This is a genomic window from Cohnella lupini (genome assembly GCF_003386205.1).
In the GTDB taxonomy this organism is placed as follows: Bacteria; Bacillota; Bacilli; order Paenibacillales; family Paenibacillaceae; genus Cohnella; species Cohnella lupini.
Genome location: NZ_QRDY01000042.1, coordinates 1 through 24,493, shown reverse-complemented (window position 1 = coordinate 24,493; position 24,493 = coordinate 1). Strand labels below are relative to the sequence as shown.

Here is a 24,493-nt window from a genome sequence, read left to right as displayed (position 1 = left end):
CACTTTTTAATGAACCAATTAAATCAGCGTTTGAAAATGTGTAAAGGTTAATTGACCGACAAGTGGGCAATGTAATTAGTCACTAAGCTAACGGAACACGATAGTTAAAATAATCGCCTTTTCAGTGGGCGGGTTTCTTTTGGTCGAAAATCAACAATAAACGATAACAGAGCCTTTTATTTACAGATAAAACAATAAAAAAGGTGGATTTTATTTTATCAAGGTTTATGATTTATTCAATACGGATCCATGATATATTATTGTAGAAATATTCAATTGAGGAGAGGCATCATGAAAAAAATAATAATATCAGCGTTGTCTGGGGCTATTACATTTGCGGTGGTTTGGACATTAATAAATTATTTGCGCGATAAACATTTAGATTATTCAGGTGTAATAGCAGGTTTATTCTGGTTGATTGTCTATTTACCTCTTTCTATTAATCGATATAAGAAAAAAATAGCTCACCATTGAGCTAACAGGATACGATAGTGAAATAGCAGGAACGAGAAGTGGAGGGTTACATTGTTGGGAAGGAATTTATTGCATCATTTGATAATACAGTATGTAATTATTTTGTTTCCCCCAGTTGCAGCCGCCTTAATGTTTGATGTTAACCAATACATATCGAATTTTTTTGAAGAGTTCGTTGGATATTCAGTTGGAATAACTGGATTAGTTTTTATGGGTATCTTATCTTCGTTTCTCCATAACGAATTAGTTGTTACTTTAATTTTCTTAGTTATAAAAATATTTGCTCTATATCCATTCTTTGTGATTATGTACCTTAAACTAAAGAAAGCTCGATGGCTACCTGTTTTGATTAGTTCACTTCTTAGTTTGTGGGGAGTAATTTTTGGCGTTTTTTGGATGTTTTCTGCAATGCAGTGAGTTGAGTTATTCAACTAACGGATACGATACTTGAACGGCTGCCGCGGGTAGTCGTTATTACGTTTGTGCATTAAGATTATTTTTTTCAGGATGAACCAACCAGGAATTCCCATGGTCTAATATAAGTATAGACGTCAGTTTAAGGAGTTGATCCTGGTTGGCATTGATCCTGGATATTGTAAAAGCAAAGAAAGGCGATAAAGATGCATTTGAAAGGATCATTCGCACGATAGAAGTAGTTTTATATCGAACATCAAAAGCGTTTCTCCAGTCAGATGACGACTGTGCTGACGCGATGCAGGAAACAGTATTCAGGGCATATCGCTCCATTAATAGTCTGAAAGAGTCAGCATATTTCAAAACATGGATCACCCGTATACTCATTAATGAATGCAAGCGGATCATGCATCGTAATCGTAACGTGGTTTCATTTTCAGATGATTACATAGCCGCGGTCCTTGATCCTGAACTAACGAAAATAGAACTTTGGGACATCATTGACCGCTTAGACAGTTCACATAAAGCGGTAGCAATCTTGTATTACTACGTCGATCTGTCCATTAAGGAAATTGCCAAAGAACTTAAAGTACCTGAAGGCACTGTGAAATCAAGACTGCACCGAGCACGTGAGCTCGTAGCTCTTCAACTTCAAGGGCAACCCGAGAGGAGCGATACAGTATGAATGATCCTGAGCGCGATCAATTAATTCGGCAGGCCTTGGTTGATGAAATGCACGCACTTCCCTCAATCATTCGTGAAAAGATGGATGATACTTACGAAAATCTACCGAATCGGAGAAGTGTGAGAAGAAACAGACTGGTTCTTCAAACTGCTGTTTTATTAGTCACATTGATTATTTGCATTCTTTCGCTTGGTTTCATCTCACCCGTAATGGCTAACTATTTAAGTAATCTGCCGATTATAGGCTCCGCATTTCAATCAGCAGGTGACATTGGGCTAAAACAAGCAGGAGAAGAATTGGCTTCTACGTCCACGCGGCAAACCATTACAGACAAAGGCGTTTCCATTACATTGGACCAAGTTGTTTATGATGGTAGCCGCATCTCCATCGGTTTCCTTCATGATTCAAAAGTAAAATTTCTCGACATTGACCCACGAAATATTCAAATAAGTGGATCAAGTGTTAGCTCGGGATATGGATTGCGGAACAGCGAGGTAGCACCAGGTATAACGGCCACAGTTCTTACAACGACTGTGGATCAAGTGTTACCGAATCAGTTCTCTCTTGAAATTCAAATTAAACATATACAAACTTGGGAGAATGACGTTAAGAAAGATCTGAAAGGTGATTGGTCTTTTAAAGCAAGTGTTGTAAAGGTATTGGATGGCGTAATTGAAAAAACGTTTAATCCGCCATTAGTTAAGAATTTGGAAGGTATCAAAATTTCCTTGACTGAGGTCGCTGCAACACCACTGACAACTAGAGTTTCTTTTGATTTGGTGCGGCCTAATGATATGGAGCCAGAACATATCTTCGCTGAAAAAAGAAGCGAGGGGGAAACCACAGTGCAGAGGGAACTAAAATTTAAACTCTTCGATCAGCAAGGAAAAGAAATAAGCCCGCTATCAGTACACGGCTCAGCTTCGGGGGATGGGATTGAACACAAAATTGCTCTCTTTGCTCCATTGGGTGAAACGCAAATCCAATATCTAATTTTACGGACATACGTTATAACAACGCCAGTTAAGAAATCTGATTCAAATGCATATGTGAGCGTAGGTCAACCTGCAGAAAAGCATCTGTCGGATTTGGACTTCGTTATTCCTTTAATTCGATAAATGATTAACTTGACCAACGAGGAAAAATTTCATATTGGAAAATTGTCTTTTATTTTGTGATCGGCGTAATAGCGACAGGTATCGTAGAAGAGGAGTGTGCAATCGCACCTGCTCTTTCTCTGTTATGCTACCCGACAGTTTAGTTAAGTCGCAATGCTAAAATACCCTATAGATGTTTGACTTTTAGTAAAAAATTTTAAGGAGAGGAAGGCTAAAGTGGAGATGATAATGAAAAAAAGATTAGCGGTGAACCACCTTAAGGAACTAACCGAACCGCAAGAACGACTACTTCGTGACTGGTATAAGTCAGAGGATGGAGATTGGTTTTACCGACCTACCAACGGATTAACGGGATAGGATAGTGTTATTAAACGAACAAGAAGGTTATCTATTAAAGCCAGAGTACAATCTTCCTATACTCTCCATAGGACAAATGTTTGAGTTTCTACATGCAAATAAGACGGGCGTCTTTGAGATGAACTAAATCAATTTCACATGGACAACCACAAATTTTGCAATCGATTATGGGAAAAGGTAAAGGAAGCAGTACAACAGAGGACGCTTTAGTCAAACGATACTTCAGAACCTTATCATTTAATTTTGGAGGTTAGGTGGGTTATGGAACGCATAGGTTCTCTGAGAAATATAGGGTCGCTACTGGTGTGCTCTGCATGCATTGCTATTTTTATTTCAATAGCAGTTAGAGTGTTAGATCTTTATTACGGTATGGACTTCCGATTCGAATGGGTATGGACTGCAATGCAAACGGCTATTAATGCTTATGTTCCCTTGGTTATTCTTTTTGCAATAACAGTAATAATTCGTAATTATGTGTTACGAGTGGTTAAAGCAAGAAAGTTACTTTCTAAAATTGCTTTTTACATTGTGACTGGAGTTGCGGCTATCCCTGTGGTGAATTTTATTAATCACAGGGGCTTTAATTACCTGCTTGATGATTATACTACTGGAATACTACACGATCTTATGGGCGTGATCGCATTGTTGTTATTTGGTCTGCTATATGAGTTAGTTATTAAACAACAATTGCAAAAGGATAAGTAAAGAATTGTTCAACTAACGGATACTATAGCATAACGAAACAAGGAGCAGTTGCCAGTGGCAATTGCTCCTTGTTTACATTGAAGTATCGGGCAGGTAAGCGTGGTGCCCATCTTGAATATATAAGGGCAAAGTTAAAATAATTGCAGTAAACGCGAATGGGAATCGGGGTGAGATATCTATGAGGTCGGTATTTGTATTCATAAACTCAGATGAGAGTGAATCTATAATCAAGACCTTGGATTCTTTCTGTAGCAATTATAAGAATATCCGATGGGTTTATACGGATCAAAAAAATGACCCGATTTTATTTATTTATTTTGACCTACAGAAGTATCTTTTAAATGAAATAGAGCGTATTGAAAATAATTTGTTGGCTGAGATAATTAAGTCACATCAAGTACTTCAAATAGACATCTCAGGAAGACATTCGGGGGGCAAAGAGGTTTTGTTTGTTGTTAAAGAGCTATTATCTAGATTTAATGGCTATGCAATGGATGATTACAGTGATTACATATGGCATTTAATTGAAATTCAAAATGGTACAAAATATAACAAACTTAATTTTTTTGACTATAATGTTGATATTTAAAAAATCAATGATTAAACAAGAGGCATTCAACGAGGAACGATAGCTGAATAAAACAGCACCAGTGTAGGACTTTAGTTTCTCGTCCATGGCTGCTGCTGTGCCATTTCTTGAGCCAGTTTAATACATATTTTCTGATCTTAAAGGAGTGCTTGGAAAGAGGAAGGTAGCTTTTTAAGGAAATTGTTGGTGGCATGTCGTGGATTCTTACAGCTACCGAATGCCTTGCTACCATTGCGGATCAACGAAGCTCTGAACCTGTCTGTGGACAACCTGAACACCTTCCACAAAAAGATTATCGTTCCCGCCCCTAGTGGAGAGATAAATATTTATTTATTTGCCCTGGAATCGTACTTCCATAAGCTGTTGTTTTTCCTAATCTTTAATTTATTGAATAAGCCCACTTTTTTCCACTTTATCTCGTATGCAGAAAGAAAATTATGTATAATTAAGTCATCATCTGTAAAAGGAGTGTAGACGGTTGAATTCTGTCACTTACATAACAGTGTATACTCTGGAAGCATTTTGTATTTTAACGGCGAGCTACATGCTGTTTAGATTCCACTTCAAAGAATTTATTTGGAAGAAATTAATTCTCAGTATATTATTAGCCACGTTCTCTTACTCGGCAAGAGATATAACTATCGTAAACTCTTTTACTATTATCGTCCCTATTACGTACTTCATAGCTTACACCGTATTTATCACCTTCGTCAGTAAGATTCGGATTGTCTGGGCATCCATTATGATAACAACGGGTTATGCACTCTTAGGTACCGTTCAAATGATCTTATTGTTGCTCTTAGATGTTTTTGGAGTCGAAATGGCGACTGTCCAAGGCAGTTTATTTTACTTAGTATTAGCACAAGTCATAACTGCAGCCGTTACGTTTACCTTCTCCTTCCTCTATTACTATCGTGGTCGTGGATTCGTTTTTGATTTTCCTTCGTGGCGGTGGAAGCATCTCTGGTTAGTCATGTTGGTAGTTATTTTGATCGTGTTAATATTAAAGTTAATTTATGTAAACAAACTTACCATGATAATTGCTGCAGTTGTTACCCTTACTGCACTTCTTCTGCTAAGCAATAAAATGGAAAAGGAGGAACGCCTAAATGAACTGGAGTCGTAAGCTTGCAGACAATTTGGCGGTCAGAATTCACTCGGCAAATCCGCATCACTCTGTCAGTCTCCCCGTTCAGAGCTACGGGATCGAGACGATTATTATAAGTACGATTAATACTAGTGTGGCATTATTACTCGGTATTTTACTCGAACAAGCTTTAGAGGTTCTGACTGTAATCATCGCATTTCCCTTATTGCGATTTATTACAGGCGGTCGCCATTTCTCATCGCCTACAGTTTGTATCGCAACGACGATTATCGGCTTTAATGTCATTCCGATACTCGCTCAATATGTACATTCCACAGTGGCCACCTTGATATTAACTATAGGAAGTCTACTGCTCTGCATCGTATACGCCCCCCAAGGAAATAGAGCGATCGTGAAGCAACATCAAATCATTAAGCTAGCAGGAGGGGCGATAATAGCTGTGAATTTATTAGTGATGTCGCCTGTTCTAGCCATAGCATTTTTCCTGCAAGCCTTGACACTCATACAGTTCAAGAAAGGGGGGTGATGGCGCGTATGAAAAAAATTAAGATAATAGCATTGTTTGCAATTTCTTCGATTTTAGGCATGGTCGCATTTGCACAAGCTTCCTTTGCTTGTGCCTGGGGTCTATATGATCCTGAAATGCCAGAAGAATTGCAGTAGGAGGAGATTATGGAGTGGATTAAGGAGCTCCCTGTTAGTCGAGATCCTAAAGGTGCAACAGGTATAGTGTCGTTGCTATTGGACTGCATCCTGTATATCCAACTCTATGAAGCAAGTATTCAGGTCCATACAACAACAGAAATGTATTACTTCACATTAGGCATCAATCTAAGCCTGCTTGTAGAAAACCTCAATAACTCGGGATGCAATTTTGAGAAGACGGATCGCGCACAAGTCGCAGATTATCGAAAAATTATCCGAGTTGAGAAAACAGAGTTTTTTCAGTTCAGAGGGTACTTCGAAGGTACTGATAAATATGTAATATTCTCGGAAAGTAATTTTAGGAAAATATCAAACATACTAAAGGATCGCTCGAAGTAGAGTGATCCTTTAGTATGTTTTGGAAAACGCGTTTAGGAGGATCTAACTGGGGTGGAACGGCATCGAGTCCCTCTTGTCTCGTTCTAAAACAAAAGGACTTTGACAGCTAAAGGAAAGGCTTATGGGTGACAAGCTTCATGGAACCATAATAGTTAAAGCATTATGAGATGATTTAACTAACGGATACGATAATTCAACGACAGAGGGAGCAGCTTGCCGCGGCAGCTGTTCCCTTGATTTATTAAGCTAAAGGGCAGGAAAATTGAATTGAGTAGTGGAATGCTTTAACAATGAAAACTTAAGAGCGTTAGGGGGCTGCCGTACTATTATAAAAAGGCTAATCATTTCAATATGCTTTGTTGCTGTGGTGGCGATTGTATGGTATCTATGGTCAATACAATCCGAAAATATTTCCGTCGAGTTGAAAGGAACAAAATATCGTTTGGGAGAGAAGAATAAGGATTTCTCTGAACCAGTAAAGGTGAAAGTCAAGGGCAGATTGCACAACAGCATTACAGGCGAGCGTAAATTCATAGGAACGATTGAGCTTGAGGGTGAAAATATTCCCGTTCCCGCTGACCAACGCGAGTTGAACATCCTTATTTCCAAAGAACAGTCGGGATTAGTTATCTATAGTTACTTTGAAGACGGAAAAGCGAAGTTTTACAATGTAGGCGGGTTGTTCATCAATTCTGATTTCACCAGAGTCGCTTTTTACTTATATGAACAACAAACCGACGGTGGAGGCTGGAGCGGAGACAACGGCATCATGCTTTCTGCACCTGCGGGCAATAGGAATGAAGCTTTAGCCATTTCTAAAGAATTAATGAAAAATTGGACTCATGCCCCGAATTTCACACAGTAACAAGGAATAGTCCGCGGATTCAAACATTCAACTAAAGGGTGCGATAGTTCATAACATTCACCTTCTTTAAGCGTCCTAATTTATGGTGCCATGCAATTTATTCTTAGTACAGGATTATCAGAGTTTATATAAATGCATGTGGGAGGTAATATGAAGAAACGTAATTGGTTCAAGTCTATTATTGGGATATCACTTTTAGGTAATTTGATCTTAGTGTTTTTCTTATTTCACAAAAATGAAGTTGATAAACAAATATTAGAACAGATTGCGTTTATTGGTATCCAAAGCAACCTTGTACAGCTTGAGGGGTCAATTTATTATCAAATTGATACAGGTTGGTCGAATCAAAGTCACGTTACGGAGAAATTAGAAGATGTGATTGAAGGCATAAGCTTAGCTTTTGAGATTGGAAAACGCTCAGGAGCTTTAGATAAAGAAAAAGAGAATTTACTCTGGGAATTACATGGATATTTAATAAAGTTTAAAACAGAATCAGGTTATCCTAATGTCGTATTAAACGATAAAGACCTTGATGATTTTATAAATCTAGGTAAGAAATTACGTTCATCAGGGTGGGGAATGAACCTTGGGTATGGATCGGGCTGGAGTGATTTTGAACAAAAGACAAGAACATTATTAAGCTAACGGATACGATAGCTCAATATGCAAATTGACGAGGCTACCGGCATAAATCGGCAGCCTCGTTGCGGGCAGGTTAGTGGGAGATTACAACGGATTTCCGGGTTGAGTGTGATCGATTTGTTCGTAAAAAACTGCTGATTATGACAGGAGTTGTCACTATTAAAGGTTACACTAGCAGGGAGAGATCAATCCTAAAGGTTGAAGGAGCTGTATAACCATGGAAGTGCGACTGACCCCGTTTATTATGTTGGACGGCGTCGCCCGTGAGGCGATCGCCTTTTACGAGCAAGCACTGGACGCGAAGGTGGTATTCAAGCAGACCTTCGGTGAAGCGCCCGGAGAAGCCGGACAAGCGGTGTCGGAGCAGGCGAGGGACCGATTGGCCCATTCCGTCCTGAAGATCGGAGGAACGGATCTGTTCGTCGCCGATACGGATCCGGAGGTCCGGTTCGCGCAGGGCAAGCAGGTGAACATCTGCGTCACCGTCGCCGATAAGGAGCAGGCCCGGAAGTATTATGAGGCGCTGAAGGAGGGCGGGCAGGTGGATCTCCCTCTGCAAGAGATCCACTTCAGCCCAGCGTACGGGATGGTGACCGACAAATTCGGCGTCACCTTCCAGATTTTCACGAAGAGGGCGTAATGATGGGGGCGCTTTTGGTTACGCTAACGGGAAACGATAGTTGAATTGCAACGTTAAGGCAGCCGAGCACACGATCGGCTGCCTTAATTCGTTGAAGTAACGGGCAGTTTAGTTCAATAAGATCATATCACCTTTTCTTATATGACTATATACCTCGCAGAAATGGTCTGATATAAATATGGAGAATAGCAACAAAAACCTTTATCTTCTGACATGATTAAAGTATTTAGTTGAGGAGGAACGAAATGAAAAAAATAATCAGTATTTTTATTGCTTGTATTATTATTACATTAGTGGGGTGTGCTGTAGATTCAAATGGACATGAAGATGAAGCAAAAACACCGTCAAGTTCAAGCATAAGCACAAAAGCAGAAAATAATGCATCCGCTTCTGAAGTCACGGAAGCAAGCGGAATCTCTAGTGGTAGAAACGTAAGTGGATTCACAAAATCTAACAAAACGATTACTTGGAGTGGAATTGATTTTTCCTTTCCATCTTATTTCGATGTGTTAGACAAAGGTTCAACGGAAAATTTGATGCACTATTATCCTGAAGAAAAAGATTATTATGCGTCTATATTATTTCAGAGTAAAGATTTTTCAGGGACACAAGAAGATTTTAATAGTAGTATACCTTCTATTGTTAAAAGTACCTTGGAAGCAGGGAAAATTGCCAACTCAGATATACAAAAATCAGAGAAAACAACAATTGCGGGGTTACCTGGTTGGACAATCACATATACTAGACCTGGCACAGAAGGTGATGGGGTAACTTCTACTACGAGTTATTCATTTGCCTATAACATAGATGCAAAGAAAGTAGTCATGATTTCCTGCACTTACGACAGCAATGACAAGTCGAAATATGATTATTTAGGTGATTACAAGAAAGTATTGAAAACGGCAAAGATGAGTACCAAACCAAGTAATGAATTGTTTTCAGGGTACAAACACATTGAAGTTGATGGTTGTGATTTGTCTGGGCATCGTGAACCTAACGTCGTTGTGGATGTTGGTTACGGAGACCGTGAATACTGGGCATTTACAAACGAACACGGTCAACTAGTGCGTGTCATTGCTGACGAAATCATTCTACAAGATGACAGTAAGGAGTCTTTGTCATCGTCTGGTAGATATTGCTCTGATGAAGCAAAAGTTCCTGGTGTCGAAAGCGATGTGTTAGATGAGGGACATGTTATTGCTGATTCTCTTGGAGGGGCATCGAATGCTTATAACATCACCCCGCAAGATAGTACACTCAACCGACATGGTGATCAAGCTTATATGGAAGACGCTATACGCAAAGCTGGCGTAGCTAATAATTTCGAAGCTATTATTACCTACCGGAACACGGAGACGCAGATCCCTTCCAGTTATCAATATACCTATACTTTAATGGGTAACGTAATTGTTGATACATTTGACAATGTAAATCCTGATGAAGTTAACTCATCACTTGGTTTAACAGGCAGTGAACCTTCCGATTCAACGAGTTCAGAGGATCTTTCTGGTGTCGATACAAACGGTAACGGAAAGGTAACGATTAAAGAAGCAAAAGCAGCCGGTTATAGTATGCCAATAACGAGTGACCACTGGCTGTACAAATATATGGATGATCGTGATGGTGACGGCATGGTAGGTGAATAAGACTAAAATAAATGAACGAAAGAACAGAACATTTTACTCGTTGGACGATTTATTACAATATACAAATGGGTGTCTGTACATGAAGCCAAAACTATGAGTTTCAGATAGAAGCTGATATAGCATTAGGTAGAATTAGGTAAAAGCTAATCAGGGTTCAGTTCAACTAACGGATACGTTAGTGCAACTAACAGGATAGTTCAATTGCTTTGCCGAATAATATCGAGATCAGTATGTAAGAACACGTGCACTTTAAGCATGGGCTAACATGAAAGAGGGGTCTCTTTGGAGGATTTATATATTTCCACTGTTTTTTTATTCATTGGTGCAATACTCTATAAAATAACAGATTCCCCAAAAATAATTTATGTAGGATACTCCTGTTGGTGGGCAGGATGGGCTATTTTTGCATCTTGGATTATTACATTAGTTTTCAAAATTGAAGTAACAAGATTAATGGGAATAAGTATTTTAGTTGGATTGATGGCTGTTTATTATGGAGGTAAAGTAATAATAAAATACCTCAAAAGTAAATTCTAAAAAGGTTGAATCTCTAAAACAGATAACGGATACTATGGCATAACACTCAATGGGCTGCCGGGAAATTCTACTTATCGGGACGAAGGTGGTAGCGAGCTATATTTTCAGTCTCAGAAATGGATAAATGTTGTATGATTGGTAAGAAAATAGACTGATACAAAAGGGGATTGGTTACTAATTATGTCATTATTAAAGGTGCTAGGCTGGATTTTTGTTCCGTACATTATGATTTTTGTTAAATGGAAGCAGATTGGAAAGGTGGCAAAAGGTTTTGGAACTGCTTGGGCTTTATTTGCACTATTAATTGTTATCAGCAACGCATTTGGAAATTCTGAAGAACCAAATAAAGAAATAGCGCCTTCCTCTCCTTCTGCGAGCACGGTAACAGACAAATCAAAGGAAAATTCAGAACAGCCAAGTGCAACGAGCGGTGCATCGGCAACTTCTTCAGAATCACCTGCAAGTATGGATTTATCGGACATGTCAGCATTAGAACCAGATAAAAAACTAATGGCCATTACAGATGTATTCGATGTCATTGGGAAAACAGAAAAAGAAGTTATTGAATGGGCAGGACAACCAGAAGATATTCAAGAATCTAAATTTCGATTAATGGGATCTGATACTAAGGTGCCGGCTAAAACTTTAATTTATTCAGAGTTTGGAGATTATGAATATTTCTTGTTGGACGGCAAGGTACAGAGGTACACCTATACTGTGAATCCTGAAAATGGCTGGAGGTTTGAGGAAAAGAGCCTTCACGATTTTATGTACACAATGGGTCTAAAAGATGCAAAATTAATCGAGAAAAATGATAAAGTAGCTGTCTACAGGCATAAGAAGCTTTTTGATATAAGAGTATTTAGTGATGGAGAGAACATTAGCTACTTGTATATTATTGCTGATGAAAAATACAATTGAGCTCCAGTTCTATGAAACAAGTAAAAGAAGCGTTACTCACCTTGGAATACTCAAGCTAGCAAAGGTGGTTTTACCATGACTTTATAGTTGTACTAAGAGAGAAATGTCAATTTTGCATCTCTCTTTTAGTTAACTAAAAAGTGCTATGAAGTCAGCGGTTAACTAGGTTTACACATCTCTTCTTCGACTAAGATATAGGGAAACGAGCGCGTATTAAGCTAACGGATACTATAGTGGAACGGTTGCCACAGGTAGCCGTTTTAATGTTAATGGGCAGGATAATAGTTGGATCACATCGCGAATATTCAATCAAGTATGGATTTGTTAAAAAGTTCGTCAGGCCATACCCAAAAGCGATTGAGGAATGGTGAAGAATGTACGATCAATTAAAAGTTACCTTGTCAATTCTAATGGAACTAAATGATAGGTGTAAGTTAAATAAAGGGATTGAGATAATCAGCAAAGCAGAATTTGAGGAACAATTAGATAATCTGAATGATTATTCCATTATGGTTAATGAGATGAACTTTATTCTTGAGAATCTAAAAAGTAAAACTGAACTTTCATATAGTGCTACAGAGAGCGAACTTCACCAGTTGCATATTAAATTCTCTGACTCAATATGGCATGTTAATGAAGTTCATGAATTAGTTAAGAAAATGATTAGCAAGTTTCCAATATAATAAGTTGTTTATATCTCAATGCGTTACGCTACGGGGAACGATAGTTCAATACCGAAAGGTCTACCTCTGCAGCCCTTCACTACGCTAGAGGAAAGATTAACACAACAAATGCTACCAGATGCATGGGCTGTCCTCACCGAATCGAGCTGACGCTTTTGAGAATACTTAATGGAACCTGTTGAACATAAAATTCCTTCAATAAGAGGAGTTACAATGAAAATGTAGCCAGCCCTACGACAGCTAAGGTCGTAGGGCTGTTTGTAACTTATTTACTAATAAAGGTTGTGAAGTAAATGGAGAATCGAAAGAGAGTTTTAATACTTACATATCGGCATCTCAGCTTAGACGATTATACACGAATGCATAACACGGATCTCAAACAAAATGCCTAGCCTTTTTAGGCAAGGCTTTTGTCTTGTGCATCTAGAAATCCTAAACTTCTTGCTCTATCAAGAATACCTAAGAAAGAATTAAGATCCTCTCTCTCTGGTTTATCCTCTAATCTTTTTTTCAATACCACATTCTCATTCCTCAGTCTTTCAATCTCATCCTGCATCCCATTGAATACGTCAGTCAATTGCTTCGCGATAACCCGCACCGCCTCTATAGGCGTTTCTGCTGTAATAGAAGAAGGAGCGTCTACCAATGCCTTACCATTAGTTTTTTGACGTTTTGGAATGCTATTCTTGGCGTCTTTCCTAGTTAGTTTCGCTTGTTTTAGATCCTCTTCATAACCCTTCCGAACATCCTTATTCCATCTGAATCCACAAGCACCTGATGTACGCCCTAAACGTTCTGACGCGTCTTGAAAGGCTGTTAATTGTGTGCTGCCTTCTCTAATATGTTTTAATACTGCCTCAGCTAATACGGAATCATCTTGATCCGTCCATGCGTCTTTGCGTTCCATAGTTTGTCCTCCTAAATTTGATATTAGTAATCATGTTGTCCAGTATTAAATAGATTATTCAACTTTTTAGTTTATGATTCATAAAAACATAATGTGCCTAGTAAATATCATAATGGGGTCAAACCACAAAAATATTAAACATCGATTTCATCTAATGTAATATTTGCGAACTTCGTAAAAAGTACTAAACCCATCATACAGAGTCGCTCCTTTTTGACAAAGACCAATTCTTATCATTGGCCTTACAGGAATGTTTACTTCAATAATGTTGGTACAAGAACGGGAAACGATAGCTCAATAAGCATTAGAGTAGGGAGCTGACACAAAGATCGGCAGCCTACTCAACTGGGCAGGATAGCGCAACGATTATATAAACGAAGCGTCCTAATATATGGAATTCGGCGACGTTAATATCTACATCCAATACAACAAACGGGCAGCTTTCTTTAAAAAGCGCAATCGCAAATTCGGCTGAAATTTCATTTTCAAGGAATTAAGCTCAATAAAATAGATAGGAGGATTGCAAGTGAAAAAATCTTAATTATAGCATGCTTATTTTTAAGTTTATTCTTAATTGGCATCCTAATGGGACTACATTTTACAGCAACTAATGCGATACCTGGTGATGTTAAGTTAGTGCGTTCACAAGATATTGGTAATTATGGTAAAGCGGTATTGTTTGAAGATAAAACTCATGATTCATTTGGTGTAGCAAAAGTAGAAAAAAAGTTTGGTTTTCTGTATCGCTATGATGGGGGGACATATGGTTATTGGGTAGAAGAAGACAAACCATTTCAAGCTACTGGAATAGGTGATAACAACGATTTCTTAGTTGCAGTAAAAACAGATAAAAATTCGGATATCAAGTTTATTGCACTTGGAAACCACATGGAAGGAATAACGCCTTCAGATACTTATAAATTATCTCTTGATGATGTGAAAGCAAATCGTGATGAGTACCATTTAAAAGAGGTTACAGATAATTATGTTTTATTTGTTTTGAATGAATACACTGAAGACTCATGGACAATTCGAGCTTTTAATAAAGAAGGAAAATTAATTGCAGATAAATTATTTGGCGGAGAAGCAAGATACATTGATTGGGATTAAATAATGTTTTTCAACTAAACGGTGCACGATGGCATACAATTGGACAACAGTTGCATTCAACTAACGGCGAACGATAGTTTTAATGACTACATCAAGCAGGTTGCCTCGGCAGCTTGCTTTTTTATTGAAAGCAAGACTATTGCTAGGGCGCTGATTAATATTCGGAATTAACTTGGTACTATGGATAATAGAATAAAATACACGGAAATGGTAGAACTTTTGAAAGGGGAACCATCATTTGAATACATCAAAATCGGATACTGTGCTGGCGGTTCTTTGTTTTGTAATTGCAGTTATTGGTTTGATTATTCTCCTTCAAAGTGTGTATTTAGGAGTAAGAATGACAGCAAGTGATTTAAGAATGACAGCAAGTGATTTAATAAGGGGCATGGATGTCAGTGAAATTACACTACGAAGAGAACATTATACTGCTGCGTTTAGATTGATTGGAGGAATTCTCTAGGGAGTTGGACTTTTTGTGGGATTGAATAAACTCAAACTGTGAAATTAAGAAATGTCAATCCATTAAACTACCATGAAAGAACGGATTAACTTTCATGCTCTGTGGTGCAGCAAAGAGATGCATGAATGGCTAACGGGAAACTATAGCGCAATAAACACGAGAAGACGGCAGCCAGTGTTACGGCTGTCGTCTTCTGAACGGGCAGGATAGTTGAATTCGCCTCTCGAATAGATAAAAGTTAAAGTGTAGAATTTCTGTTAAATCATGCTGCTTTTGACGTAATTGAAATGGGGAGATTATATGAAGTCCGTGAAATTAATGTTGTTAGGCATAAGCATAATGTTGTACGCAGGAGTTTGGGTGCTCGACCCTGTTGCAAGATTAGGTGGAGCAGAATGGATCATATTACTTATTGGTCTGATAACTTCAGTAATTGGATTCATTTACAAAGATGCGAAGAAATAAATGCGTTCTCAACTAACGGATACGATAGCACAATGGGCAGCAGGATAGTTTACTCAAAGGAACTGTCGCTATGATATATCCAACCAAAAGGAGCATTAAATTTTGACTAATCGTGGAGTGAAATTCAGTTTAATTTGTATTGGTTCTTTTTTTTGCTTTTTAATCTCTAATTTTGCATTCAGATCATTTTTAGTTTCGTGTATATTTCTAATCATTGCTTCTGTTTCAGGTATTTTAACTGTATTTTTTATAAAAGAATCTAAATTTTCTATTTGGATTTTCTGTCTTATCCTTGTATTTTTCTCTTCAAAAGAAGCGTATAAATATCTCGCTGATGTTCCAGCATATTTGAACAAAAATTATGCCCAATTACAAGGAATCGGGATTGTACATCAAGGTCAAGGAAGATCGTCAGGATTATCATTAGAGGTGAACGGTAAGACTTTTAATGTAAATTATCCTGGTATCCACGTATCACTTAATGATAGTGGGAATAGATTTGTAGTTTGGTATCTGCCACACACAGGTTTTCCAATTAAAATAGAAAAACTTCAATAACTTTTTACTTTTTTCAAGCTAAATGATGCTAACGGAGACGATAACATAATCATAATATACAAAGCGAAGGCTAATGTGATCATGAATCGGAAGTCTTCTCCAATTACGGTCAGCGTAATAATACATAAAAGGTCTAGTAAATGGGTGCAATAATGAAACAATTCGATGTTGTTAGGATAACTAAAGATGACCCAGAAAATGGAATCACCAAAGGGCAGATTGGAACAATATTAGAAGTTTGGGATGACAAAAATTTTGACGTTGAAATATCTGATAGTAGTAACGGTATAACACTTTTCTTAGGTGTACTATCTCGTGACATATTGGAGCCGTTCAACTAACGGGACACGATAGTGGAGGAGTTTAATATGCAGCAGATCTTCTTTCTTCGATTGAAGTAACGGGCAGAATTCTTCAATGAAGTATCCATAAATGTGGTAATCTTGGTGTACATTGGTGTTTGAGGAGAGAGATTCAATGGGTCAAGGATTCGTTTTAATCAATAAAAGTAAAAATGAACTTATCAGTTTTAGTCATCTCCCTGCAAGTAAAGCTAAGGAATTAACGGGAAACCCCGTAACAGCAGCTATTACTACTTGGTACCTCCTGAAGAACATTGGCGATCAAATATGCTTTATTGAAGAGGAAAATGCTGAGGATGGTTATCGAGATGTAACGAACATTATTATTGATGACTTAATTCTAAATAACATTATTGAGGATAATGGTATAGACGTTTTCGACCCTAGTGAACCCGAGGTCTTCATGCGGCGGTTGAGAAATGTTTGGATGATTTAATCGAAGCATTACCTCCTAACGGAGAACGATAGCACAACGACAACAAACAGGTTGCCAATCACGTCGGCGGCCTGTTCAACGGGCAGGTTAATGGAGTAACGTTGTGGAATAGATTATAAATATATGTCGGGAATTATCAGGAGGATATTTGTCGTGGTCTCTAAACAGGATTTTAAGAAAAGAGTACATGACGTTGTTACACAGAAGCAGTTAAGCTCCATTATGAATGATACTAAGTGGGGAAACTTACAAAAGGCTGTTCTAAATACTTTACCATTTGCCCCTCCTTTTCAAGCCAAGTATGTATTAGACGAATCGCTCTATCCAGAGAATTTCGAAAACGATGTCTGGTATTTAGGGGATTGGGTAGAGGGACTTTCACCATTTTATTCTGTAGAATGGATACGAGTTAGACCAAAATATCAGAAGCCATTGGGGAAAATTCTCCCTCCTGAATTAATTGACATAACCAATGAATTTCTTTCAATCTTACAAAAACTAAGAATCCCTTATAAAGAAGAGAACAATACATTTTTCATTTATGGATATATTTCAAATACAGACTCACTATCTTATTCAACTGGTACGATAGTTCAAACGAGGGCTGCCGACACAGATCGGTGGTCTTTTCTCAACTAACGGGCAGTTTAGCGTGGTGGATTGATGAACTAAATATTAGCTAAAAACAAGAAGTTAGTATGGAAAGTTAAATTTGGCAAAAGTGGTAACTTTTATAATGTAAATGCGTTATATTATTATCAAATAAAAGAAAGCAGGGTTTATGATGAAAATAAAATACGTGTATATTCTCGTACTTGGTCTTCTGCTGTTATTTTCAAGTACAGCCAACGCCGTAGGGATAACAAATAAGATAAGCCTTTTCAATGGATCTATTGTTCTAAACAATATGGTTGTACAACTTAAAGAGAACCCATTAATAATCTACAACGAAAAAGCATACGTTCCATTAAGAGCTATTGCTCAGACACTAGGTGGAGTCGTTGGATATAATAAAGAAAATCGTTCTATATATATAGATCAACCAAGTTTATATTTCGGAAAATCTGAAATAAATCAGAAGGTAAAAAACGAGGAATTTACTTTGAGTATTTTTTCGAAAAATGCTACTTATAACCAAGGAGAATCTATACAGGTCTGGTCTCATCTATTAAATGAATCCGATCAGCCAATTACTATATCCCATGGTGAACCGTTAGTAGGATACAATATTCAGGAAGAATCAGGGTTTGAAGTAAACCAGATATATGCATTCTCCTTAAATCAAAGTAGTTTTAATCCTGGTGATGAATTTAGCAGCCAGTTGTTACCTCTCTATATTGTTTTTTATAATAGCCAGAAGCAAGGTGTTGATCTTATAAAGTATCTTACCGAAACTGATCGTCCTTCGCTATTGCCCAAAGGGAAATATACTATTACAGCAGAAGCGTCCTATTTTGTAGGTAAAGATCCTACCCAAAAGGAAGCGAAAAGAAATCTTAAAGCATCAATTTCAATAACCATTGTTTAGAGTCAGCTTTGAGGAGATGGAGAGCCATCTCTTTTTTGTAAAAGTTCATTAAGTTACCGGGTAGGTTATGCAACCTTTTTAGTTTATTGATGTCCTATTTTATGGAGATCTTCAGGGAAAAAAACCCTGTAAAACTGGGGGATGTTATGAGACAGAAAACGTTTATTAAGTTTGCGGTAATGATGATTGCTATTTTATTATTGTTTAGTCTTGTGGCTTGTTCTTCCAACAGAACTCAACAAGTTCAAGACATAAAAAACGCCTTGAACAAAGCTAATATAAACTATGAATCCATTCATCATATCGAAATTATTGATGAAGGTGTTGTTGTTTTTTATTTAACTACTGGTGGTTTAAGCGAGGGATTCATCGAGCGAAACAAAGATCAATGGAAATGGGTTTTTGGTGGAGGAAGTGCTGATGTGTCCCCTCAAAACGGTGTTTCCTGGCAGATAACAAATGGAACCGAACGGGGTATTGGTTTAGCTAGTGGTGTTATTACAAACGAAAAGATAATTGAAATAACTTTTAATGGTGAACCGACTAAGATTGTTTCGCACAATGGAAAGACAATTTGGTTTACTATTACACAATCTCCAATATCTAAATTTCAAGTGAAAGGCTACACAAGTGATAATCAAGAAATTACAATCAATTAATTAATTGAATTCAATCGACATTGTTGAACGGATACGATAGCTCAAAACGCATAAGAAGAGGCAACCGATCAATTTGGTTGGTTGCCTTTTCACTATCAATGCGCAGGATAGTTTAGTCGCTACGCGAATAAAAATTAAAAAAGGAGAAATTCAAATTGGATATTGGGGGTTGAAATGGGAACACCACCAGGACTTCATTTTTTGACCATAATCATTTTTATTTTCCTTTGTTTATGGACAGGAGTTGCTTTATTTGGGGCGATAAACCCTTATTATTTCTGGAAGGTAACACAAAGCTGGAAGGCTTTAAGAGAACCGCCTAAGTCATATTTCATAATAACCAGGATAATTTCAGGAGTTTTTGCAATTATTGGATTATCAATTCTGTTGTTGCCCCATTTACGCTAACGGATAACTATAGCTCAATAAAATCGAGTAGGAGGGGGCTTACCGCCCCCTCCTACTCGATTTTATCGGACTATTTTGGAACATATGAAAAAATCAGATATTCTAGTGAATGCTGAAGGATGGAATCGAAGAGAAGGTGCCTGCTGGTCAAACTAAACATCATTCATCAAGACTGAAAAGAGCATCCTTCGAGAAAAAGCATCACCAAAAACAGAATCATTGGGTAAGTTTTCATTTCAGACGATTAAGAGTGGATTTTCGCATGCGAGTTGATTAGGTGAAATTAGCCGTGAAGACATCTCGACCGATCTCATATTTAACGTTAACTGAACCTTACTTGTGCTGAGCAGCGCAAAGTCTAATGGCAAAAGGTAGATATCGACCGTTAATTGAATCCTTATATTTACTTTTTTATTAACATTTACTTATAAAAAATTTAATGTTAATATATCTAAAGTATTACTAAATTGTAAAAAAGGAGGAGAATAGTAGGGGTTTTTGGACGATACTTTATAAAGATTGGGAGATGAATTAATTGAGGAAATATACGTTGAAGGCAGCTTCATTTCTATTAATTGCTCTAATATTGTTAACGACATTTCAAACCAATAGTTTTATTGCAGTTGCGGAACAAAGTAAAGAGAATAACCGTAACAATTCAGAAGATTTCAATTCAAAGAAGAGGGAAGAATATGGTCTTTCCACAGATGCATTCACGATAAGAAAATTAATTGAAAAATATGATGGCGAAAAAATAATATATGAAGATTTCTATATGACAGTTGAAGAAAAAAAAGAATTAGATTCACGTTTCAGCCATCAAAATGAGTTCGTACCTAAAGTGAAGGAAAAAGCAAAAGAGTTGTTGACAGAGGATGATTTCGGTGGACTGTACGTTAGTCAGGAAGAGGGAGGTATACTTTATGTAGGAGTAAAGAACCTCAACAAAAAAAACAATGACAGACTTAACGGAATCAAGAATGAGTATAAAGACGAAACGAAAGTAAAGTTTATTGATATGAAGCACAGCGAGAAAGAACTAACTATTATTTTGGATAAGATTCAAAATAAGTGGTCGACTTATGCTATTAAGGGGATAGGACTCCAATACACATCACTCGACACAATTAATAACAAAATAGAGATTGGGTTAATAAATAACACAGCAGAAGCGCAGCAATTGTTCAGGGATGAATATGGAGATCTGTTCATATTTTATAAAACAGAGCCATCTGTCCATAAAGAAGAAGGCGATACCAGTACTTATGTAAATCCAATGCAAGGCGGAACAAACTTGCACAATTATACTGCAGGAAACAATTGTTCGGCTGGATTTGCAGCGAAGAGCAACGCTGAAAATTTATATTGGATGGTTACCGCCGGTCATTGTTATGGAACTGGCGCACTGAATGTTGTCTACCATCCAACTCAAAGTAGCACTAACAAATTGACATTAGGCGTAGCTGTTGGTAATGTGAGGAATTCCGGCAAGGTTGATGCTATGTTAATTGGGGTCGGCCTCAGATCCCAGTTGAGCAACAAACTATACTATCAGTATGTCGGGAGCAAAACATTGACAAGTTATGCAACTGGCAGCAGCGAATACGTTGGTCAACATGTATGTATTGCATCAAGGAGCAACGATAGTTGCGGAACAATTCTGTCCACCAGTCTAAATTATGACGACCAAACAGACATTACGGCTGCAAACTATACTGCTATTCCTGGTGATAGTGGTGGAACGATCTTTGGCAATGGCGTTTTATTCGGCGTTCATGAAGGAGACCAACAGCTAAGCGGCTCTACAGTGGAAGGTTATACGCAAGTTGAGAACATTCTAACATATTTCGATATTTCTCCAATACTTGATTAATTTACAAAACGGCCGGTCACCGATATCTAATCGGCAACTGGCCGTTTTGTGTTCTAAATCAAGACTCCTGCGGCAAGAAAGACACTACAACGAGAAGATGGGAGCATTAAGCTTTCAGAACTCGCATTAAGACGACAAATCCGGTTGGAGCCATTGCGTTGTTATTTCTCACATTGTTACTGAAGACTGCTCTTATGCATGGGATTTCCGCCCTTATTATAGTTAAGAATACTATACCCATCAGGGCATTTCGTATAAAAAGCAAGTAAGATCTGGCATTCGAGATGGTCGAAGCATGCTCAGTAAGTTTATGTGCGTATGAATGGCTGGAACTGGATATATGTATATTAAGATATATTCAGCGAAATGGAAAACGTCAATGTGCTGCTATCATGGAATGAAGATTATTCCGTTTCGAGCAAAATTCAAGTATGTCTCCTATGCATGGATCTAACTTGACCAATATCAGTTGCTCTCATTTGAAGGTAATCAGCGATTTGGGGTGAATCAGTATTTGACACAGTACTTTTTGGAATCGCAGCGTATAGACTGGATGAAGGACGTCAAGCTTCTTAATCGTGACGATGTGGTCAGAAAGAATATTTCGGAAAATTTATCGCTTATGTGTATCAGCAAGCCATAGAGAAAAAACCTTAAGCATCTCAAGATACCCATCTATATTGCCGAGTTTTATGTAACCTTTTGAATATATTAGAGTTCTAGAATTTATCAGATTCAGGAGGGATATCATGTATAGATTTCTTGTGATACTGATACTCGTTATCTTGTTATCAAGTTGTAACAAAACTAATGGAGAAGAGTTTACAATATCAGGTAAAGTTACTGCTATCGACGCAAAAAATCATTATGTCTATGTCGATAATCAAGGACCAATAAAGTACAAGGATTATAATGAATTGGAAATTGGTCAACGGGTTACCTTTGTTCTTTATAGCAAAAGCAAAGACGACCTTTGGGATCCTAAACTAATTAAAATTAAATCTTTTAAGTCTCCATAATACTCTCACTCAGTCATAATTTACCTGCTCTTGCACACCTGAATAGGCGGCACGGATAACGGCTAACACCCGTCGCGGATGCTGGGAAATGTTCCGAAACATAAAAAGCGCCCTGCTCCTACTGAAGCGACTAAGGGCTGTAGAGTCCGATGGCTCGTTATCTTGAAATTTAGGAAACGATGCTGCGGACCCATGGACGGTGGTGATATGCTGTGATCCGTTGTCGTCTCGTGCCTGTTTTCTGTTACCGACACGAACATCAAACTTCGACGAACAACTGGTGAAGGCGCTGATTTATTGGCGATTGCCGAATTACTTGGACATGAGGATCCTAAAACAACAACAATTTATACAAAAGTAAGTACTGAGAAGTTAAGAAGCGTAATTGCATCTAATCCACTAGAAATCACGTGACGAGAATGACACAAATATGCCATTGTGATAAGCGGAGTGACACAAATTTCCCATTATGTTGTGCGGTCTGACACAATCATCCATTAAGTTAAGCGGTTTTGACACTTATTTACGTAAAGAATTCGATCAGCGGCAGCATGATCTAAGCGCGGATATCGGCGAAGATGATTCAATTCACATTAACATTCCCCGCCACGTTTTTGAGGGTTATGTAAAGAGTAACGAAATTTTAAGCCAACTTCATGGACAAAGTAACAGTTGGCAGGCCGACCTAGCGCATATGAGCTCAGGTAAAGTAACTTGGAAGTTGGCCTATATTGGGGATGAGACTCTCATCCAATCATTAATCTATGAAATTTCTAGTAACCACACAAGGAGAAAAGGTTTAATCGGCAACTCTAGGGATATTACGAAAGTTCTTGTGTATGAATGGACCACTTATTTGGGTAAAAACGGCCATTTAAGTGATGAAACCATTTTGTTAAAAATCAGTGGAATGATCGTGAAGAAGTGATATCACTCCCATAAGAAAAGATTAACCAACTGGAACCCTAAAATCGAAGAAGATGTCTATGGTTGCGAAAACTGCGATTATCTAAGTGATCCCGATTACGAATCCTTCACGTGACTATGAACCGAATGAAGAAGACCCCGAAGAACATTGGGCAAAAATTCAAAGAGATGCTGAAAAGAATGCACTCAGATAAAGAAACTGTTTTATTTTTATCAGTTGTCATGTCGAAGAAAACAATCTAATGTATAATTATGTCATGATGTCAGGCGAAATCGATCGGTTACTTTCAAAACATGGTGTCGATCGGTAAATCCGAGTGGACATAGTCGGAATTCAAGGGAGCAGAACAGTAGAATGGTTAAACAGGGTTTCACATTGTTTATCATCATTACCGCAGTAGCAATATTAAGTGCTTGTAGTAATACAAACAACGAAGCTAACGTAGGCGCGTCTGTAGAAGTAGAGGCTACTTTAGAAGTAGAAGCTTCAATGGAAGTAGAGGCTTCATTAGATGTAGAAGCTACTTTAGAAGCCGAGGCTTCTGTAGAAGTAGAATCTGATGTAGAAGTAGTCGAAGCAGCTAATGAAACTGAAAGCGTTTTGGCATGGGAAGATCAAGTCAATAGCATTGCAACGACGAGTGGACTTTCAGAAACAGAAAAGTATGATCAAGTAATGGGAATAGCCATGGATTATAAGCCAAGTGAATCGGAATTAAAAGAGTTCGAGAATTACATAATTTCCGAATTCCAAAACGAAAAGTATTTGAGTGATATTAAGAATAGCACCTATATGCTCGGAAACATTTTTAAATCTGGTGTTGTTGAACATGTCTATGACGACGCAGAAAACAGGCCGATAGATAGTTTTGCTTTTGACTTCCTACAAAACAGTAAATATACTTATCGCGGCGCAGATAAAGTTGACAGTCCGGACGTAATCGCAAATGAAGATCAAATGATGAAGTCACTGAGTGAAATCGAATAGGTTTCTATATATCAACGAGAGTCCGTGAGAAAAACACGGGCTTTTTTACTGCCTGCTGTGCAATCGATTGTTTGATGCTTTAGCTACACTAATAATTGTCGCAGACAAAAATAATGGAAAATGAGAAGTTATTCATGCGGTCATTGTTGTCTTCTCCACTAACGGATACGATACTTGAAGGATGTCACGGGAAAGTCGTTATTACGTTAACGGCAAGATACAGGATAACATATTCAGCATTGGGGGCTCTTTTGTGAGTGACGTTATTGAAAATCAAAGGATTAAAGAATTGACTAAAAAAACTTATCTTGTTAATGTGGCATATTTAATTGACTTAACTGATGAAGAATACAAAGAAATCA

Annotated in this window: 29 protein-coding genes and 1 pseudogene; 29 read left to right on the top strand and 1 reads right to left on the bottom strand. The window is 37.8% G+C overall.

Going from position 1 to position 24,493, the window contains the following annotated elements; genetic code table 11:
• Positions 1 to 291: 291 nt before the first annotated feature.
• The 16 genes and pseudogenes from DFP95_RS28735 to DFP95_RS27950 all read left to right on the top strand — a co-directional run bounded on the left by DFP95_RS28735 (position 292) and on the right by DFP95_RS27950 (position 12,428).
• A complete protein-coding gene (locus DFP95_RS28735; protein WP_147304237.1) occupies positions 292 to 474 on the top strand; it encodes a hypothetical protein in 183 nt (60 codons plus the stop codon).
• A gap of 574 nt (positions 475 to 1,048) precedes the next feature.
• Positions 1,049 to 1,573 carry a sigma-70 family RNA polymerase sigma factor gene (locus DFP95_RS28025; protein WP_115995983.1) on the top strand — a complete coding sequence of 175 codons (525 nt, stop codon included), beginning with the start codon at positions 1,049 to 1,051 and terminating at the stop codon, positions 1,571 to 1,573.
• Positions 1,570 to 2,691, top strand: coding sequence for a DUF4179 domain-containing protein (locus DFP95_RS28020; RefSeq protein WP_115995982.1), 1,122 nt, complete (start codon positions 1,570 to 1,572; stop codon positions 2,689 to 2,691). Before DFP95_RS28025 ends, DFP95_RS28020 begins: the two co-directional genes overlap by 4 nt.
• Before the next feature lie 618 nt (positions 2,692 to 3,309).
• The gene (locus DFP95_RS28015; RefSeq protein WP_115995981.1) at positions 3,310 to 3,753 is read left to right on the top strand and encodes a hypothetical protein; all 444 of its coding nucleotides are present in this window, start codon (positions 3,310 to 3,312) and stop codon (positions 3,751 to 3,753) included.
• A gap of 178 nt (positions 3,754 to 3,931) precedes the next feature.
• Positions 3,932 to 4,342 carry a hypothetical protein gene (locus DFP95_RS28010; RefSeq protein WP_115995980.1) on the top strand — a complete coding sequence of 137 codons (411 nt, stop codon included), beginning with the start codon at positions 3,932 to 3,934 and terminating at the stop codon, positions 4,340 to 4,342.
• Positions 4,343 to 4,820: 478 nt separating this feature from the next.
• Positions 4,821 to 5,468, top strand: coding sequence for a hypothetical protein (locus tag DFP95_RS28000; RefSeq protein ID WP_115995978.1), 648 nt, complete (start codon positions 4,821 to 4,823; stop codon positions 5,466 to 5,468).
• On the top strand, positions 5,452 to 5,976 hold the full coding sequence (locus DFP95_RS27995; RefSeq protein WP_115995977.1) for an accessory gene regulator B family protein: 525 nt from the start codon (positions 5,452 to 5,454) through the stop codon (positions 5,974 to 5,976). The genes DFP95_RS28000 and DFP95_RS27995 overlap by 17 nt, the downstream gene beginning before the upstream one ends.
• An 8-nt stretch (positions 5,977 to 5,984) precedes the next feature.
• A complete protein-coding gene (locus DFP95_RS27990) occupies positions 5,985 to 6,113 on the top strand; it encodes a cyclic lactone autoinducer peptide (protein WP_181907645.1) in 129 nt (42 codons plus the stop codon).
• A gap of 9 nt (positions 6,114 to 6,122) precedes the next feature.
• Positions 6,123 to 6,494: a hypothetical protein gene (locus tag DFP95_RS27985; protein WP_115995975.1), complete on the top strand. Its 372-nt coding sequence runs from the start codon at positions 6,123 to 6,125 to the stop codon at positions 6,492 to 6,494.
• A 274-nt stretch (positions 6,495 to 6,768) separates the two neighbouring features.
• Positions 6,769 to 7,359: a hypothetical protein gene (locus tag DFP95_RS27980; RefSeq protein WP_115995974.1), complete on the top strand. Its 591-nt coding sequence runs from the start codon at positions 6,769 to 6,771 to the stop codon at positions 7,357 to 7,359.
• A 150-nt stretch (positions 7,360 to 7,509) separates the two neighbouring features.
• A complete protein-coding gene (locus DFP95_RS27975) occupies positions 7,510 to 8,004 on the top strand; it encodes a hypothetical protein (RefSeq protein WP_115995973.1) in 495 nt (164 codons plus the stop codon).
• A gap of 214 nt (positions 8,005 to 8,218) precedes the next feature.
• Positions 8,219 to 8,641 carry a VOC family protein gene (locus DFP95_RS27970; protein WP_115995972.1) on the top strand — a complete coding sequence of 141 codons (423 nt, stop codon included), beginning with the start codon at positions 8,219 to 8,221 and terminating at the stop codon, positions 8,639 to 8,641.
• A 923-nt stretch (positions 8,642 to 9,564) separates the two neighbouring features.
• Positions 9,565 to 10,287, top strand: a pseudogene (locus DFP95_RS27965) (DNA/RNA non-specific endonuclease); the annotation flags it as partial.
• Between the two features lie 282 nt (positions 10,288 to 10,569).
• A complete protein-coding gene (locus tag DFP95_RS27960; protein WP_115995971.1) occupies positions 10,570 to 10,824 on the top strand; it encodes a hypothetical protein in 255 nt (84 codons plus the stop codon).
• 180 nt (positions 10,825 to 11,004) lie between these two features.
• Positions 11,005 to 11,745 (top strand): hypothetical protein, encoded by a 741-nt coding sequence (locus DFP95_RS27955; RefSeq protein WP_115995970.1) that lies wholly within the window; start codon positions 11,005 to 11,007, stop codon positions 11,743 to 11,745.
• A gap of 374 nt (positions 11,746 to 12,119) precedes the next feature.
• On the top strand, positions 12,120 to 12,428 hold the full coding sequence (locus DFP95_RS27950) for a hypothetical protein (protein WP_115995969.1): 309 nt from the start codon (positions 12,120 to 12,122) through the stop codon (positions 12,426 to 12,428).
• 397 nt (positions 12,429 to 12,825) lie between these two features.
• Here DFP95_RS27950 and DFP95_RS27945 read toward each other — a convergent pair whose 3' ends face one another.
• Positions 12,826 to 13,335 carry an RsfA family transcriptional regulator gene (locus tag DFP95_RS27945; RefSeq protein WP_115995968.1) on the bottom strand — a complete coding sequence of 170 codons (510 nt, stop codon included), beginning with the start codon at positions 13,333 to 13,335 and terminating at the stop codon, positions 12,826 to 12,828.
• A gap of 585 nt (positions 13,336 to 13,920) precedes the next feature.
• Here DFP95_RS27945 and DFP95_RS27940 point away from each other — a divergent pair.
• From DFP95_RS27940 to DFP95_RS27895, 13 genes are all read left to right on the top strand, one after another.
• Positions 13,921 to 14,445 carry a hypothetical protein gene (locus DFP95_RS27940; protein WP_147304236.1) on the top strand — a complete coding sequence of 175 codons (525 nt, stop codon included), beginning with the start codon at positions 13,921 to 13,923 and terminating at the stop codon, positions 14,443 to 14,445.
• Between the two features lie 238 nt (positions 14,446 to 14,683).
• Positions 14,684 to 14,908: a hypothetical protein gene (locus DFP95_RS28730; protein ID WP_147304235.1), complete on the top strand. Its 225-nt coding sequence runs from the start codon at positions 14,684 to 14,686 to the stop codon at positions 14,906 to 14,908.
• Positions 14,909 to 15,475: 567 nt separating this feature from the next.
• The gene (locus tag DFP95_RS28725) at positions 15,476 to 15,931 is read left to right on the top strand and encodes a hypothetical protein (protein ID WP_147304234.1); all 456 of its coding nucleotides are present in this window, start codon (positions 15,476 to 15,478) and stop codon (positions 15,929 to 15,931) included.
• 140 nt (positions 15,932 to 16,071) lie between these two features.
• On the top strand, positions 16,072 to 16,272 hold the full coding sequence (locus tag DFP95_RS27935; RefSeq protein WP_115995966.1) for a DUF4926 domain-containing protein: 201 nt from the start codon (positions 16,072 to 16,074) through the stop codon (positions 16,270 to 16,272).
• 136 nt (positions 16,273 to 16,408) lie between these two features.
• Positions 16,409 to 16,729: a hypothetical protein gene (locus DFP95_RS27930; protein ID WP_115995965.1), complete on the top strand. Its 321-nt coding sequence runs from the start codon at positions 16,409 to 16,411 to the stop codon at positions 16,727 to 16,729.
• Between the two features lie 153 nt (positions 16,730 to 16,882).
• The gene (locus tag DFP95_RS27925) at positions 16,883 to 17,368 is read left to right on the top strand and encodes a DUF6678 family protein (protein ID WP_115995964.1); all 486 of its coding nucleotides are present in this window, start codon (positions 16,883 to 16,885) and stop codon (positions 17,366 to 17,368) included.
• A 142-nt stretch (positions 17,369 to 17,510) separates the two neighbouring features.
• Positions 17,511 to 18,257 (top strand): stalk domain-containing protein, encoded by a 747-nt coding sequence (locus DFP95_RS27920; protein WP_115995963.1) that lies wholly within the window; start codon positions 17,511 to 17,513, stop codon positions 18,255 to 18,257.
• A gap of 146 nt (positions 18,258 to 18,403) precedes the next feature.
• On the top strand, positions 18,404 to 18,916 hold the full coding sequence (locus tag DFP95_RS27915; protein ID WP_147304233.1) for a hypothetical protein: 513 nt from the start codon (positions 18,404 to 18,406) through the stop codon (positions 18,914 to 18,916).
• Between the two features lie 174 nt (positions 18,917 to 19,090).
• A complete protein-coding gene (locus DFP95_RS29915) occupies positions 19,091 to 19,324 on the top strand; it encodes a DUF6199 family natural product biosynthesis protein (protein WP_425453335.1) in 234 nt (77 codons plus the stop codon).
• A gap of 535 nt (positions 19,325 to 19,859) precedes the next feature.
• Positions 19,860 to 21,197, top strand: coding sequence for a S1 family peptidase (locus tag DFP95_RS27910; RefSeq protein ID WP_115995961.1), 1,338 nt, complete (start codon positions 19,860 to 19,862; stop codon positions 21,195 to 21,197).
• 749 nt (positions 21,198 to 21,946) lie between these two features.
• The gene (locus DFP95_RS27905) at positions 21,947 to 22,216 is read left to right on the top strand and encodes a hypothetical protein (RefSeq protein ID WP_115995960.1); all 270 of its coding nucleotides are present in this window, start codon (positions 21,947 to 21,949) and stop codon (positions 22,214 to 22,216) included.
• A 469-nt stretch (positions 22,217 to 22,685) separates the two neighbouring features.
• Positions 22,686 to 23,144, top strand: coding sequence for a hypothetical protein (locus DFP95_RS27900; protein ID WP_115995959.1), 459 nt, complete (start codon positions 22,686 to 22,688; stop codon positions 23,142 to 23,144).
• Positions 23,145 to 23,498: 354 nt separating this feature from the next.
• Complete coding sequence (locus tag DFP95_RS27895; RefSeq protein WP_115995958.1) at positions 23,499 to 24,131, top strand: hypothetical protein; 633 nt, start codon at positions 23,499 to 23,501, stop codon at positions 24,129 to 24,131.
• Positions 24,132 to 24,493: the final 362 nt, after the last annotated feature.